A 13,165-nucleotide genomic window follows, 5' to 3' on the forward strand; every position below is an offset into this window, starting at 1 on the left:
GCGAATAGATAGTGTTAACTTATAGTGATGAAAGAGTGTAAGTGTGAAAGAATGAGATTGATATTACCATTGTGCGTTTTCCAAAGATTCTTCACTACACAAAAACCTCGAATATGTCTCGCTAAATTCTTCTTATTCTTCAGTCCTCGCTTGAGTCGGAAAAAGTCTTTCAGCAATGAAAACTTGGATTCACACATGTTTTTACCAAATGATACTGCTTGGCCAAGAAAGCATTGAGTTATTCATCTTGGGGGACCTGCTTTTGTCAAGAGTTGGTTGAGGGGTGTCCCCTCTTTAAAGGATAATGCGGTTTTTGGAAAGTTTCAATACTTTTAGTTAACATTATCAGCGAATATGCGGGGGGTGTTTTAATTGCAAGAGCTTTTAAATGGGATATTTGCACTGAGTATAGGTAATGTTGTCATGATAGGAGTAGGGGCTTTTCTAATATATATTGCTATCTCCAAAGAGTATGAACCAGCACTACTGATTCCCATAGGTTTTTCTACAATATTGGTAAATATTCCTTTCTCTTCCGCTATTGACCAATGGATGGGCGGAGTTTTACATCGTGGTGTTCTGAGCATATTCTTTGACATAGGTATTATAACAGAAATTTTTCCACTTTTGATATTTATTGCAGTAGGTGCAATGATTGATTTTGGACCTTTGCTTGAACATCCTATAATGTTCCTTTTTGGAGCGGCTGCTCAGTTTGGTATATTTGCAACGATGGTTGTTGCAACGCTTTTGGGTTTTGATATAAAGCAGGCAGCTTCCATAGGTATAATTGGTTCCGCGGACGGCCCAACTTCAATTTACGTCGCGGGAAGATTCGCAAAAGACTTGCTTGGTCCGATTTCGGTGGCAGCCTATTCTTACATGTCGCTTGTTCCAATAATACAGCCACCGGTTATAAAAGCACTCACTACCAGGGAAGAAAGAAGAATAAAAATGGCCCCGAAGAGTTTAAAAGTGAATAAAACCGCCAGGATTATTTTTCCTATTTTAGTTACCATTATTGCAAGCTTAATTGCTCCAAGTGCAGCTGCACTGATAGGTTTTTTAATGTTTGGAAATCTTTTAAGAGAGTGCGGAGTGTTAAACTCAATTTCAAAAACTGCTCAAACAGAACTTGCCAATATCGTTACTATTCTTTTAGGGTTGTCTATAGGTTCAACAATGACAGCTGATAAGTTCCTACAACCTAGAACACTTTACATACTGCTTTTGGGTGTTGTCGCTTTTGTTTTTGATACCGCTGGTGGTGTATTATTTGCAAAGTTCCTAAATCTCTTTCTTAGGAATAAAATCAACCCGATGCTCGGAGCGGCTGGAATTTCTGCGTTCCCGATGTCTGCACGAGTTATTCATCAGTTGGGTAGAAAAGAGGATCCGACAAATTACTTATTAATGTACGCTGTTGGAGCAAATGTTGCTGGTCAAATAGGTTCAGTGCTTGCTGGTGGAATACTCATAGCACTCGTAGGGAATTTGTAAAATGTTGACGGAGATGAGAGTATGTCGAATGTAAACTTCTTGCTAGCGTTAAAAATAGGTATCACTGGATATTTAGTGCTGATAGGTATACTTTTTTTGTTCTACATTTTGCTAACAGGTTTTGTGAAGTTTTTTACTAGGAGTGATAGTAATGGCTCGAAAAAAGGTGAAGGAAAATCTTCAGAATGAGATCAAAAATATGTTCTTTCTTTTTAGTGAAAATCTACTGCGTATAACCACGAACAGAGAGACTAGTCTCAAAAAAAAGGACTTCGAGCAATTGCTTAAGATAGTTGTTGATAATCTCAGCTTTGTTCATAGCGGAAGTGTTTTATGGCTAGATAAAGATGGGACATATTTCTATTTGGCGGTTTACAACCACGATTACGGCATTTTGAAGAACATTAAATTTACTCCGAAAGAGATGGTTATGAGAAGATTCAAGCACGCGTATGTAATTAAACGAAGAAGTGTTGATTTAATCAAAGAACTTGCAAGAAAACTGAACGAAGATGAGGAGCTTATTCAACAAAAAGCACAAAGTATTGATAACATAAAGGCTTTTATCTCTATCCCAATAAGATCACAAAGGAAGGTGGTAGGTTTCTTCAATTTGGATACTTGTGAACATGAAAATATATTCGAAGAAGTTGAGTTTCAAAGCGTAGCCGAGGCAATGGGAAACTTGCTTTCCACCGTTGTTGAAAAGTTTGAGCTAATAGAGGCTATAAAAGCAAAGAATGCAGAGATTGACAGGGTTAACCTTTTTGATAAGTTAACTTACCTACCTAATTTGAAGAATATAGCTATTTACTTCGATAAGTATTCTGAAATAACGAAACGAATTCCGGTTAAGTTGTATATAATGCTCCTGGATATAAAGGAATTTGAGAAGATAAACAAAGTCTATGGATATGAATTCGGTGATGATTTGTTAGTTAAACTATCGAAAGTTATTACAAAATCGTGCAGAAAAAGTGATGTAATTGGTAGAACCAACAGTGATGAATTTGTGATACTCACCCTTTCAAAAGAAAATCCTTTAGCGTTAATGAAAAGACTCGAAGAAAAGATTTCAAACTTCTCTTCAAAATTAGGAATTAGCTTAGAAGTTCAAATAAGCATAGCTGAATATGGAACAGATGGAAAAGACTTGAACACACTTATCTCAAAAGCTCAAGAAAAGCTTTACCAAAACCGTGTTTTTGCTGCATACTAGCATAAAAGGGCGATTTTAATCTTAAACCGGAGGTGAAATAATGGGTAAAAGGGATGACATAAACAAAGAACAGCAAAACCAACAAACCGCAAGAAATTCTGAGCATTTTGAACATTACTACGTTGAAGAACCACAAACTCCTTTAAAAGTTAGAGAAGTCCAGCTTAAGCTGAAAAACGGGCACATCTATTCGTTTAAAAGTCCTTCAGGAGTTTACTCTTTTGGAGATGTTGACAAAGCTACACAGATACTTGTCAATCATCATGCTCCAGTCAGTGGGAAGGTTTTAGACATAGGTTGTGGATATGGTGTAATAGGCATCGTTCTGAAAAAAGAAAATCCCAGCATCGAAATTTTCATGTCTGACATCAACAAAAGAGCTGTTGAATTCGCAAAAATAAACGCAAAAGACAACAATATCGATGCTGACATAAGACAAGGGAACCTATATGAACCTTGGGAAGGAATGATTTTTGACCATATTATCGCTAATCCGCCAATTGTTGCTGGTAAGAAAGTGTGGATGGATTTAATTACCGGAGCTTACGAACACCTAAAGCTTGGAGGAACACTCCAGTTAGTCGCGTATCACAATAAAGGTGGAGAGAGGATAAGGAACTTCATGAAAGAAGTTTTTGGCAACGCCAAGGATATCTGGAAAGAGGGCGGTATTCGAATTTATCTATCCCGAAAAGAATAAATTTAGATATTAAAGGTAAGCGAGTGAATAAGTGTGCTTATAGAGTTAAAGAAGGTTTCTGTTATTTTTGAAGAGAAAACAGATGTTGAAAAAGTGGCACTTAAAGACATAAATCTATCTTTTTCAACAGATGAGAGCATCTTGCTTATTGGTAATACAGGCTCCGGAAAGACAACGCTTATATATTTGCTGGACTTGCTTATAAAGCCTTCTAAGGGCTTTTTACTTTACGACGGTAAGGACCCTTTCTTTTACCCATACGAGTTCCGTAAAAGATTTGGAGTGGCTTTCCAGATACCGGAAAGACAGTTTTTTAGCGAAACTGTTGAAGAAGAAATTACTTACGCTGCAAAGAACTTTGGTGTTCCATTCACCCAGGAAGATATTGAGAAAGTGCTTGAACTTGTAGGGTTAAGAAAAAATATACTTAAGCAATCTCCTTTCAAGTTATCTGGTGGTGAGCAGAGGAAGGTAGCGATTGCATCCATTTTGTTACATAAACCGGAATTCCTCATCTTTGATGAACCAACTGCCGGATTAGACTTGAAAGGTGTCCTTTCGGTTAGAGAAATTCTTAAGAAATTCAAAAACAGTGGCAAGGGTTTTCTTGTTGCAACTCATGAACCAGAGTTATTTGAAGATTTGTGCGATAGAAAAATAGTCTTGAAAAGCGGTACTATTTTGGAAGATGTGAGGTCATCAGTAGCCCACACTTAAAAGGGCGGGTGGTGTGTTTGGTATTTGAGTATAAAGGTATAGATCGAAGTGGAAAAAAGCTGAAAGGAATTGTTCAAGCGGATAGTATAAAAGAAGCATTGGACAAACTTAAGGAACAAGGTATTTTGGTCACCGATATTGTGGAAAAAAGTGAAAAAAGGGTATCTGTAAGGACGTCCGCGGGGCCTGTCTCACCTGGACGCAATGTAGCTAAAAAAAGAACAGTTTTCCAAGTGAAGCTGAAAGATATTGTTCTTTTCGCAAGACAGTTGGAAACAATGATAAGTGCAGGTTTGAGACTTGTTGATGCGATAATGACACTTTCAGAACAAGAGGTGCTCTCAAAAAAATTCAGAAATATACTTAGAGAAGTCGCAGCGGACATGAAAGGAGGTATGTCCTTTTCCGACGCGCTTGAAAGACAAGGAGTGTTTGACTCTATCTTTATAAACATGGTGCGTGCAGGTGAAGAAGGCGGTGTATTAGATGTTACTATGAAAAAAATCGCAAACTATTACGAAGGAATGAACAGATTAAGAGAACAAGTAAAATCATCCATGGCGTATCCAATGTTTATCTTAGGTTTTGCTGTAGCCGTCGTTATTGTGATTTCTGTTTTCATTTTGCCTAAGCTTATCTCTGTCTTTGGTACAACGCCCCAAGGAGGGGTTTTAGGGATGCTTATGAAATTGAACTACATCTTCACCAAAAAATGGTACATATTGTTGCCTATTGTTGTAGTAATTGGTGTTGGATTGAAATTCTTCTTAGATACAGTATACGGTGCGTATTTGAAAGAATTCATAGGAGGATTAATTCCTCCGATAAGAAAGCTGAGGCTCAAGATGGCTAACGAAAGATTTACAAGAACACTCGGAGTTCTCATCGGAAGTGGAGTTCCAATGGTTAATGCGTTAGATATGGCTGCTAAGGCTTCTAATAATCCGAGGTTTATGGCAATAATATCCAAGGTTATTGAAGAAGTCAAAGCAGGAAGTAACTTAAAAGATAGTCTGAAGCGAACAGGCATCTTTCCACAAATTGTGTACGAAATGGTTGGGACCGGTGAACAAACAGGTAAACTCGATGTTGTCATGGAAAAGGTCGCCGATTTCTATGAGGAAGAAATACTGGCTGATACAAAGAAGCTCGTTAGTCTTATCGAGCCAATGATGATTGCGTTTGTTGGTTTGTTTATTGCTTTCATCGCTTTTACAATGTACTCAACGATATTCCAAATGCAAAGCCAGTTTGGGCGATAAATACTTCAAAATCATGCGAGGGTGACTAAGTTTGAACATCATTGAACTGATGGTCGTACTGCTTATTCTAGGGTTTGTTTTTGTTGCTTTTTCAACAAGCCTTATGAAAATAGCCAATATTGATTTAACAAAAGAGTATGTAGAAACGGCTGTTTATGCAGGTTTATGGAAATCTCAACTGTACAAAGATTACAAAAGCAACAATTACTGTCGAATTGTCACGGTAGATATGGTAGAGTTTTACAAAGCTTCTGAAAGTTGTCTTTCAGGTCTTGTGGTTAACTCTTTCAGATGGGTAAAAGGTGGGACATACTCAGGAGTAGCGGTTGAACCTATCCTTTTCAAAGTTTCAGGAGGTGAAAAATAATTTGGGCATATTTTTGTACAGAGTGGTAACATACAGCCTAAACGATGGACAAATCAACACAACGATTGCAAAATACCGTGTGGGAAAGCTGAAAATAAAAAACTATTATCCTCAGTTTGTTCTTGCTGATCCTGAAGACATAACGGTAATAAACATACCGTGGGATATTGTACAAATGACATTCTTAGAGTTACCACCTACCAAAAAAGAAAGGGATCGCATAAGGGCTGCTGAGTTAGAAATCAGGCGAATTTACAATCTCAGTGAAGATCTAGTCGTATCTTGCGTACCTTCGGCTTTCGGTAAGTGTCTTGTATTCTTTTTGAAAAAATCTGATTTCTTCAGATTCCTTAGTTCATACAATATCGATTTTATACCCGACGTGGCTTATCCAAACATTCTTGCCGAACTCTTGATAGTAAAAAAACTCCCTGGAAGATGGGTTTACATTGTGCTTAGCGAGCACACTTCAGGTATTGTAATTATGAACGGTGAGAATATTCTGAACGTAAGAATGATTGATTTATCTTTGAACGAGATTAATCATATTGTCAAAGAGGAGACAGGTTTTGAAATCTTCGAGATAGAGAACAGTGGTAATGAAGAACTGATAGGACAAGCGAAAAAGATAGTTGATAGCATAACCTATGACATACTGGGAATAGTAGGTAGGGAAGTAATAATCTCGATTAACACGACGGAACAAGAAAAACTTAGCATAGAAATGATCGATGGTATCTCCTTGGTATGTCGTTCGAGTATTATCAAGGAAGCCATTTTATCTACCGAGTCTGATATCAAATCAAAACTTTCCGAGGCAATACTTACAGTCCTCCCACATCCACAACTAAGCTTGGCAGACCTCGGGCTACTATACAGGGGGGGATTAGAGCTTGGAAAAGTTAAATCTATCACCTGGTAAGAAAAGGGTTTTGAAACTTACTACATTTTTAATGCTCTTGTTTATATCGATATTGCCTTCCATTTCCTTACTATCGTTATCATATTTCATAATGGAACAAAAAATTTCAAAGTTGTTGATAAGATATCCGGAGGTTTTCAACAATCTTACGACCACTGACTTGAGAAATATCGATGCTCAAATAGATAACCTACTTTCTTCTTTGAAGGCTAAGGAATCGCAGTTGAAAAGTGCAAGCGAGGAAATTAAGAATTATATAATAGAAGCTTATAAGAATACATATTTTTTGCATAGCTTTCTCAAATACACATCCACAAACACTAACAGCTATTTTCTAACAAACGTTATTTATGATGGTCAAAGGTTCTACGTAGATTTTTATGAATACGGAACTGAAACACAAATTAGTACTTCTGTTATTTATAACGACCTGGCACGGTTTTATAAGGATGTGCTTGTATCTTTACTAGAGCAAAGAAATTTTTTGGGAGACATGAAATATTTCCACTACATTTGGGAGGGTAGGATAAGATAATGATTCTGATGCCAAGAAAAGGCGCGATGATAATTTTGTTTGTTACGTTGATAGTATCAACTCTTGGTAGTCTTCTTTATTTTTCCGGTAAAACATACACTTATGTCTCAAAACTTGAGCAAAAATTTATCGAAGTGAGAAGTGTATCCAGGAATATAGCTCAGCTTGAAACACAACTCAAACAATTAGAGAATGTTAGAGCTTCTGTTTACAGCGTTCAAAGTACCTTTGCCAAAAATGAAATGACTCCAGAACAAGTGAAGGAAAAATTATACGAAGTTCTTTCGAGTGGGCTCCTTATAACTGATTACATCGTTATAAAAGCCTCTTTAAGCGAACCTATAGTATTTAAAAAACTTTCAGTGAAATATACGATGATAATTCGCGGTTCTGAATAAAATTTGATATAAAATGAAAGTGGTGAGAATCAATGGCACTGAACAGAAGAACTGTTATTCTTTTAATAATAGCGATAGTTATATGGGCTGCTGCTATAGTTGTTCTGTATATAAATTATGGTCCCAAAAAAACACCAACATCAACGGCAGGTACAACTCCAGCTCAGACTACAAATGAACAAGCATCGCAACCTGGGAGTATTAATGTACACAATACTACAACTTCTACTGGTCAAGGTTCTACTAACGTATCTGGATCAACATCAATTGGAGCAACTACAGTTGCTAATTTATCCAGTTTTAGTATTACAGAACTAGCTTCAATAGCGGAATCTAAGGTAATTATCAAGAACGTTTTTGAACCGTATTTTGTTGATTTAGTAAGTTTGCTTGAAGGTGTTTCAGGAACCTTGGAATCACAAGATTCATCAACATTTATAGAAGATATTACTTCTGATAATACACAATATCACGGATACTTAGAAATCAGAGATGGAGGTGTAAGAACAACGAAGGTGTATCTCACATTAAATGGAGAAACAAAAGCTTGGTTGAGTGAGGAGCTAATCGATGGGAAATACAAAGTCATCTACGTAAGTAGTAAATTCTTGGTTGTTTTGGATACTTCGGATGGAAGGATAAAGAAAATATCAGTAATGCAGAAATAACGGTTAATTAAACAGGGGGGAATGCTTTTGAAAAGCACAAATTTGCTCAAATTTTTTGGCTTTATCATGTTTCTTTTAGCTTTTACAAGTTCATTTGCAGAATTGATCGACCTGACTTACGTTAAGACGTCGAGTGAGATAGTAATTATAGTATCTTTTACAAAGACTCCTACGGTTCAATACTATTCGAGAAATGGTAGCAAGACTGTTCATTTCTTCGTTGTAAATGACACATGTGTTAGTCCTATTTACCTCCCTATAAATGCTGAAAGTGTGGATGCCGTTCAGGTTATACCATTCCGTGACGCCGCGAATCTATTTGTCTACACGCTCACACCTGTGAGCGCCACATATAATGTCACAGGTTCTAGATTATATATTAGGTTGCCTTTGAGCACCTCTGCAAAGCGTATGACTGCAAATTTTACAAGTCTAAAAAGCGAAGTTGTTTTTAAAGACTTAGCTGACTTCTTTGGAATAAATCTTGTTTTATACGATAGCGCGAAAGGGAAACTCGTAAATACAAGAGTGAACAATTCTACTATCGAACAGATATTGAGAAATCTCTTAACATTAACCGGCTTATCTTATGCTTATTCAGAAGACCAGACCTTGTACATAGGTTCCCAAGAGGACATCGAAAAGACATTCGCACTGAACTTCCAGATACCTGGTGGAAAGGTGTCTGTTGAAGAGCTGAGCAAATTATTCATGGATAGTATCTACGCGCTACCACTTTCCGATAAGTCAAAATTATTTACTTATGGAGGTTCTAATGAATACAAGATTTTAGCATCTGCTATAGGCCTAGCCGCAAGAGAAGCTGCTAAGAAGATGGAACCAAAACCAACATGGTATTATTTCAGTTACACAGCTGACGAGAAAGAACTTGAGGGATTCTTAGAGAAGCTTAAGAAGATTTATGACTTCGATTTTGTTCTTCTACCAGAGATCAAACAGTTAGCTCTTAACGGAGCTGACTACGAGAAAGTGTGGGAATTAGTGAAAACTTTGAAACCTGCACAGAAACCTGCGATTGAGACACAATATAGGACATTTACTACAGAATATCCTCAACGTGTTGCGGAATTTCTCAAACAGCTTTACAAGGATATTAATGTCGAAGTTATAGGTGATAAACTTTATGTTTCCACAGATTATGAAAATGTAGTAAAGAAACTTCTTGAAGACCCTGTTATTGCACGTCCTTGGAGAGTCATGTTTTCCGATACATCGGAAGACACTGTCAAAACGGCTTTAAGCTATTTGGATATAGCTGAGCCAAATTATATTGTGAAGTCATACGATAACACAGTTTACGTGACACTCTTTGTTAATGAGAAGAAATACAAAGAATTTCTTGACCTAGTAAACACTATGAGTTTTACAACAGCGACTGTTAAAGTCGATGAAGCTTTTTTGAAATCATTTAATGTAGCTGTTGTTCAGACCTTTTCTGATGGTTCTAGGTTAGTAAAAGGGAAAATAAAAGAAATAGAGAGGCTGAAGAAAGCAATCGAAGAAAGCATCACGAATGTTGTTATAAAAGCCGAACCATCTGATCCTTCAAAAGATGTGATATCTAAGGTTCTTGGTTATCCAGTTGACATTACAACAGATGGTTATTGGATAATAACTGTACCGAAGCAAGAATCTTCAACGATTCAGGAGAAATTTAAGAATATCAGAGAAAACTTTGGCAAAAGTATAATAACGCTGAACGGTAGATACGATGAAAACGCAGTGGAGATTGCTAAAAAAATTTACGGTGTTGAAATATACACGTTGTCAGATAAATTAATTATCTACGGAACCCAATCCCAAAATGCAAAGCAATTTTTGGAAAAGCTAACAGTTGAAAATTTCATAGTTCCCGTCCAAATTTCGCTTTCAAATGTACATATCGACTATGTCAGGAAAGTTTACAATGTTGAAGTTATCTACTTCCCAGAAATGAATAAAGCCGTAGTCTTCGGACCTATCGAACCTGCTTTAAGAGCAGCCGCGTATTTGAAATCGCTTAACATGCAGTCAGATTTGGAATCGCTAAAACTTTCCAGTTCTTTGAAAAAAGAAGATTTAGAAAAACTGAGCTCGCTCCTTGAACTAAATGTAAAGGTAGAAGTTATCGGAGATACCGCTTATCTAAAAGGAATTAAGAACGATATTGAGAAACTAGTTAAAGAAATCAACAAGTTGATTCTGTCACCGGAAATGACTTACGATGTTATTAGTTATGATGAAAGCTTGGATGAAATCTTAAGAAAAATATACAACGTGCAAACTTACAAAATAAAATCTGGATACATAGTTTACGGAACAAAAGAACAAATCCAAAATGTAAAGGCGTTTTTAGGACAGGTCAAGTTAGAGGAAATCAGAATTCTCAACACGCAGATTGAAGAAGCTTACTTAGGAATAATAAGAGACATCTACGATAGCTCAGTTAGATATTACAAAATAGGGGATAAGGTATACTTAATTGGTAAAAAAGAAAGCCTCGACAAGATAGCGGAAGAAGTAAGTGTCTTTGAAAAAGAAAAAGGTTCTTTAGCAATAGAAACTTTCAGGTTAGGTAACAACGTGAAACTTGAAGATGTAACAAAACTTCGTGACTTATTGAGTTTGAAGGTAGAAGCTATACAGATTGGGGATGTGCTGTACTTAAAAGGTAAACAAGATGAGATTGCTAAGTTAAAATCAGAGATAGAAAAACTTACCCAATCACCCGAGCTTGAATATGAATTAATTAACTATGACGAAGTTCTGGATAGTGTTGTAAAGGAACTTTATGGGGTAAAGACTTACAAAGTAAAATCCGGATACATAGTCTACGGAACACAAGAGCAACTTGCAAGTGTAAAATCTTTCGTAAGTGGTTTTTCTACGCAACTTGAGGTTAGGACTTTAACAACAAAACTCGAAGCAAGAGATATTGAAACAATCATTTCTGTTTATGATCCAAATGTAAAACATTACAAAATCGGTGATAAAGTTTATCTGGTTGGCAAGAAAGAAAGCTTAGATAAGATAGAAAAAGAAATATCGCAGTTCGATGCGCAGAGTGAATATAACATCATAAATGGTAAGTTGCTTATCGAAGTTACAAATAAGAACTTAGCAGAACTTGTAATGAAAGTAAGTAATGTGTTTAAAGAACAAGTCATTTTGGTAGATGAATTAAAGACCAACGTTACCTTGAGATTGTTAGTAGCGGACTTTAGGAGCTTCGTGGAATATTTACAAACCTTCGGCGTTACTTATAAACAGACAGACGATGTTTACTTAATTTATTCCGCTGCTCCTCAACAAACAGCTTTCCAGGGACAGCAACAAACGCAACCAGTGCAACCAGAAGAAGTTATTGTGAAAGATGGGCTTATAACAATAAATGCTTCAAACAAAAACGTAACTGATATAGTGTCCCAAGTACTTTCAAAACTTGGAAAGTCTTACAAAATTGATGATGTCCAAACAAAAGTGTTCTCCGTCAGTTTGAATAATATAGACTTTGAAACATTCAAATCGGTGTTTTCCGAATGGGTTGAAATTAAGGAAATCGGTAATGTGGTCTACGTTTCAAAACCTATATCTGTTAGCGAGTCGAAAGTTTCTGTTAAGAATGGCAAAATTAGTGTAAAAATAGACAATGAACCGCTTGGAAACGTTATAAAATCCGTCTTTGAAAGTTTCGGGTATCCCATTATATTCTCCAAACAAATAAACACGACGGCAACGATGTCGCTATCAGAGATAGATTTCGATACTTTCACTTCTATACTTTTGAATTACGGGATAGCGATTAAAAAATCCGGAAACGTGTATGTTGTTGACACTACACCTGAAGCCACAAAAACAAAAACAACGTATACGTTTAATGTAACGCGTGGTGCTGATAAAGTCAAAGCACTTATAGAATTCTACGGTGGTAAAGCAATGGTGAATACAGATGCCGGAATAGTAATTGCTTATGATTTAGATCCCAAAAATGTTGATGATATTAGAAACGTTATCGATAAAGTTTCCAAAGTTAGAGTTGTTTCGATCGAAACAAAAGTAGTTGACGAATCTCTTTTGAGCAGTCTGGGGTTTGATATCTCAACAATTTTGAGCTCAGCTGACTATCTATCGATTGGTACTGGAGGTCTTAGCCTGAAATTCAAAATTGTTGACTTTATGGACCTGCAAGCGCTGTGGAACAAGATAATTGACGAAGCTCAAATCCAAATCAAAACGTCAGGTAGTAATGTACAAGCTCCATACGGAACATCTGGAGGAGGAAAACTATTGGCAAACCCAAATATAATGGCAAAGAGTGGGGAACAAGCAAGAATATTTATAGGTGATTCTATACCGGTTGTAATTACTTCTGAAGGAAGGCAGACGATGAACTATTTGGAAGCCGGTATAGAATTAAGAATCACCCCGAGTATAAACCTTGATGATACGATAGACTTGGATTTATATACAACAGTTGGAAACTTTGATTATTCAGTAGTTGTAGGAGGCTTCCCGAAGCAGAACAAAAGAGAGGTCCAAACAAAGATTACACTCAAGAATGGTCAAACACTCATAATCGGTGGACTTGCCAGAGAAGAGGTTAGCAAATCGGAATGGAAAATCCCAATTCTCGGAGACTTACCCATAATCGGTTGGCTTTTCAAAGGTGTACAAGAGAAAACCGAACAGAGAAACATAGTGATATTCTTAACAGCCAAGATAATAGAACAGTAGCCAGTATAAGCATTTGTCGGAAAGCGCCGGACATTTGAATTGACCGGCGCTTTTTTAGTCTTTTGGGGTATTTTCGACAAGAAATTGTGGTATACTAAGAATAGTTAGTTTTTCAAAGTAGTTTACTCAAAGGAAAGGTGAGT

General features: G+C 36.7%; 13 protein-coding genes. 12 read left to right on the forward strand and 1 reads right to left on the reverse strand.

Features of this window, described 5'->3' with window-relative positions:
• Positions 1–14 precede the first annotated feature (14 nt).
• Positions 15–197, reverse strand: a complete 183-nt coding sequence (locus tag JM64_RS10015; RefSeq protein WP_231882302.1) for a transposase — start codon at positions 195–197, stop codon at positions 15–17.
• A 175-nt stretch (positions 198–372) separates the two neighbouring features.
• Between JM64_RS10015 and JM64_RS05670 the strand changes: the two genes are divergently transcribed.
• Genes JM64_RS05670 through JM64_RS05720 form a run of 12 tightly spaced genes read left to right on the forward strand, consistent with a single transcriptional unit; the run spans position 373 to position 13,022 of the window.
• The gene (locus JM64_RS05670) at positions 373–1,500 is read left to right on the forward strand and encodes a sodium ion-translocating decarboxylase subunit beta (RefSeq protein ID WP_014452157.1); all 1,128 of its coding nucleotides are present in this window, start codon (positions 373–375) and stop codon (positions 1,498–1,500) included.
• Positions 1,501–1,521: 21 nt separating this feature from the next.
• Positions 1,522–1,689, forward strand: coding sequence for a hypothetical protein (locus JM64_RS09875; RefSeq protein WP_014452158.1), 168 nt, complete (start codon positions 1,522–1,524; stop codon positions 1,687–1,689).
• Entirely contained in the window at positions 1,652–2,719 is a 1,068-nt protein-coding gene (locus JM64_RS05675; RefSeq protein WP_064011834.1) for a sensor domain-containing diguanylate cyclase, read from the forward strand. Before JM64_RS09875 ends, JM64_RS05675 begins: the two co-directional genes overlap by 38 nt.
• A 40-nt stretch (positions 2,720–2,759) precedes the next feature.
• Positions 2,760–3,419 carry a class I SAM-dependent methyltransferase gene (locus tag JM64_RS05680; RefSeq protein WP_064011835.1) on the forward strand — a complete coding sequence of 220 codons (660 nt, stop codon included), beginning with the start codon at positions 2,760–2,762 and terminating at the stop codon, positions 3,417–3,419.
• A 33-nt stretch (positions 3,420–3,452) separates the two neighbouring features.
• Positions 3,453–4,136, forward strand: a complete 684-nt coding sequence (locus JM64_RS05685; protein WP_064011836.1) for an energy-coupling factor ABC transporter ATP-binding protein — start codon at positions 3,453–3,455, stop codon at positions 4,134–4,136.
• Between the two features lie 11 nt (positions 4,137–4,147).
• Complete coding sequence (locus tag JM64_RS05690) at positions 4,148–5,398, forward strand: type II secretion system F family protein (protein ID WP_231882303.1); 1,251 nt, start codon at positions 4,148–4,150, stop codon at positions 5,396–5,398.
• Between the two features lie 31 nt (positions 5,399–5,429).
• The gene (locus JM64_RS05695) at positions 5,430–5,765 is read left to right on the forward strand and encodes a hypothetical protein (RefSeq protein WP_064011838.1); all 336 of its coding nucleotides are present in this window, start codon (positions 5,430–5,432) and stop codon (positions 5,763–5,765) included.
• Position 5,766: 1 nt separating this feature from the next.
• A complete protein-coding gene (locus JM64_RS05700) occupies positions 5,767–6,687 on the forward strand; it encodes a hypothetical protein (RefSeq protein WP_064011839.1) in 921 nt (306 codons plus the stop codon).
• Positions 6,659–7,222, forward strand: coding sequence for a hypothetical protein (locus JM64_RS05705; RefSeq protein ID WP_064011840.1), 564 nt, complete (start codon positions 6,659–6,661; stop codon positions 7,220–7,222). The genes JM64_RS05700 and JM64_RS05705 overlap by 29 nt, the downstream gene beginning before the upstream one ends.
• Positions 7,222–7,620, forward strand: a complete 399-nt coding sequence (locus JM64_RS05710; protein WP_064011841.1) for a hypothetical protein — start codon at positions 7,222–7,224, stop codon at positions 7,618–7,620. Before JM64_RS05705 ends, JM64_RS05710 begins: the two co-directional genes overlap by 1 nt.
• A gap of 32 nt (positions 7,621–7,652) precedes the next feature.
• Positions 7,653–8,288 carry a hypothetical protein gene (locus JM64_RS05715; RefSeq protein WP_064011842.1) on the forward strand — a complete coding sequence of 212 codons (636 nt, stop codon included), beginning with the start codon at positions 7,653–7,655 and terminating at the stop codon, positions 8,286–8,288.
• A gap of 27 nt (positions 8,289–8,315) precedes the next feature.
• Entirely contained in the window at positions 8,316–13,022 is a 4,707-nt protein-coding gene (locus tag JM64_RS05720; protein ID WP_064011843.1) for a hypothetical protein, read from the forward strand.
• Positions 13,023–13,165 lie beyond the last annotated feature (143 nt).

This window comes from Fervidobacterium pennivorans, assembly GCF_001644665.1.
Taxonomy (GTDB): domain Bacteria; phylum Thermotogota; class Thermotogae; order Thermotogales; family Fervidobacteriaceae; genus Fervidobacterium; species Fervidobacterium ngatamarikiense.

Coding starts and splice junctions, on each gene's coding strand:
- JM64_RS10015 (WP_231882302.1), bottom strand. CDS start 197: ATGTGTGAATCCAAGTTTTCATTGCTGAAAGACTTTTTCCGACTCAAG.
- JM64_RS09875 (WP_014452158.1), top strand. CDS start 1,522: ATGTCGAATGTAAACTTCTTGCTAGCGTTAAAAATAGGTATCACTGGA.
- JM64_RS05675 (WP_064011834.1), top strand. CDS start 1,652: ATGGCTCGAAAAAAGGTGAAGGAAAATCTTCAGAATGAGATCAAAAAT.
- JM64_RS05680 (WP_064011835.1), top strand. CDS start 2,760: ATGGGTAAAAGGGATGACATAAACAAAGAACAGCAAAACCAACAAACC.
- JM64_RS05710 (WP_064011841.1), top strand. CDS start 7,222: ATGATTCTGATGCCAAGAAAAGGCGCGATGATAATTTTGTTTGTTACG.
- JM64_RS05715 (WP_064011842.1), top strand. CDS start 7,653: ATGGCACTGAACAGAAGAACTGTTATTCTTTTAATAATAGCGATAGTT.